Origin of the sequence: Mesorhizobium sp. M7A.F.Ca.CA.004.04.2.1 (genome assembly GCF_004022825.1) — a bacterium.
Taxonomy (GTDB): domain Bacteria; phylum Pseudomonadota; class Alphaproteobacteria; order Rhizobiales; family Rhizobiaceae; genus Mesorhizobium.
In genome coordinates this window covers 1-2,115 of the sequence record NZ_RZPH01001016.1, presented here as the reverse complement: position 1 = coordinate 2,115, position 2,115 = coordinate 1, and the positions used below count along the sequence as shown (strand labels likewise).

3 protein-coding genes are annotated in these 2,115 nt (G+C 63.4%); all 3 read right to left on the bottom strand.

Annotation, left to right across the window (positions count from 1 at the left end):
* On the bottom strand, positions 1-834 hold an 834-nt coding region (locus EN893_RS30595; protein ID WP_164901260.1), incomplete at its 3' end, for a histone deacetylase family protein.
* Positions 831-1,346 carry a GNAT family N-acetyltransferase gene (locus EN893_RS30590; RefSeq protein WP_127269919.1) on the bottom strand — a complete coding sequence of 172 codons (516 nt, stop codon included), beginning with the start codon at positions 1,344-1,346 and terminating at the stop codon, positions 831-833. The genes EN893_RS30595 and EN893_RS30590, both read right to left, overlap by 4 nt.
* A gap of 12 nt (positions 1,347-1,358) precedes the next feature.
* Positions 1,359-2,115: 3-keto-5-aminohexanoate cleavage protein (locus EN893_RS30585; RefSeq protein WP_164901259.1), on the bottom strand; the 757-nt coding region annotated here is incomplete at its 5' end.

The following is a 2,115-nucleotide window of genomic DNA, read 5'->3' as shown; positions in this document are numbered from 1 at the left end:
CGCCACGACCAGCGCGTCCGGCGAAAAGGCACGGATGCGCTGGAACGCCACCTCGAGCGCCTCGAGAAACGCCGCGTCGTCGGATTTGCGCGGCAGCGGCAGGTTGAAATTGTAGCCGAGGCCTGGCCCTTCGCCGCGCTCGTCGGCATGGCCCCAGAAGAACGGATAGAAGCGCACGGGATCGGCATGCAGCGAGACGGTCAGCACATCCGGCCGTGCGTAGAAGATGCCTTGCGTGCCGTTGCCGTGATGCAGGTCGACATCGAGGATCGCCACCCGTGCGGCCTGCTTACGCAGAACCTGCGCCGCGACGGCCGAGTTGTTGATGAAACAGAAGCCGCCGGCGACATCGGCAAAGGCGTGGTGACCGGGCGGGCGGCATAGCGCGTAGGCGGCCGGTACGCCTGACATCACCGCCTCGGCCGCATCGACCGCGGTCCAGGCGCTCCACAGCGCGCTTTGCCAAGTCTCGCCCGAGATCGGGCAAGCGGTGTCGGCCATATGGTAGCCGGCCTGGCCGACTGCCGAGGCCGGATACGAGCCGTTGCGCGCGATCGGATGGATGTTGGGGATCACTTCGGCCGAAGCACCCTCGATGCGCTGCCAGCGCGCGTAGATATGCTCGAGGAAATCCAGATATTCGGGCGTATGCACCGCCGCGACCGGACCGAGCCCATGATTGCGAGGCCGCTCGATCGTGCAACCCGCAGATAATGCGCCGGCTAACAATCTCTCGACGCGCTCCGGCTGTTCCGGATTGGGCTGTGCCGCACCGCTTGACAGGAAGGCCTTGGGGTCGTGACGCTTTTGTTCCTCGGCATAGAAGGCTTTCATTTGTGATCCCCGTTTTCCGGCGCGTCGGCGAAGGCAAAGAAGGCCTCGCCGATGATTTTTTGGGTCTGCTCATAGCTCGACCAGGCGATGCCCAGCCTTTCGTAGAAAGTCTTGGCGCCTTCATTGTCGGTGTCGACCGACAGCCGGAGATAGACGCCGCCTTCGTTCCGGCACTGCGCCGCAACATGCCGCAACAGCCGCTCGCCGATCTTGCGGCCGCGAAACCGGTCCTCGACATAGAGGTCCTGCACATAGACGCCAGGCCGCCCCATCCAGGTCGAAAAGATCGGGAAATGCAGGCAAAGCCCGGCAAATTCCCCGCCGACTTCGGCGATCAGGGTCGAAAAGGCGGGTTTTTCGCCAAAGCCGTACGTTCTGAGATCGTCCGGCGTCGAGAAGATCTCCTCGGGCGCGCCGATATGCGTGCCGAGCTTCAGGATCGCCGCGTGGATGGTTTCGACGTCTTCGATCCGGCCGGGGCGTAAGAGGACGTCATTGGATGTTGGATTGATCACGGTCGTCTCTCAAAACGCCACCCGGTCGCCGCCCTTGAGCGCCAGCATGTCGCGCGCTTCGGTTGGCGTTGCAACCTCCAGAGACAGCCCGTCGAGAATGCCACGGATGCGGCGCACCTGGTCGGCATTGGATTTCGCCAACTGGCGGCCATCATAGAGACTGTCTTCCAGCCCGACCCGGACATTGCCGCCCATCGCCGCGGCGATCGAAATCAGCGGCATCTGCTGGCGGCCGGCGGCCAGCACCGAGAACTGGTAGCTGTCGCCGAACAATTTGTCGGCGATCCGCTTCATATGGACGAGGTTCTCCGGGTCGGCGCCGATGCCACCAAGAATGCCCAGCACGAACTGAATGAACAGCGGCCCCGACACCAGACCCCGGTCGCGGAAATGCGCCAGCGAATAGAGATGGCCGACATCGTAGCATTCGAATTCGAAGCGCGTGCCGCAGCCCTTGCCCAGCCGCTCCAGCACGCCCTCCATGTCGGCGAAGGTGTTCTTGAAGATGGTGTCGCGCGTCGCTTCGAGCAGCTTGGGTTCCCACTCGTGCTGCCATTCCCTTGGCTTGTCGAGCATCGGGAACAGCGCGAAATTCATCGAACCCATGTTGAGCGAGCACATTTCGGGTTCAGCCCGCAAAGGGGCTGCCAGCCGCTGATCGAGCGTCATCAGCGACGAGCCGCCGGTGGTGATGTTGATCACCGCATCGGTCGCCTGTTTGATGCGCGGCAGGAACTGCATGTAGACGTCCGGATCGGCGGGCGGG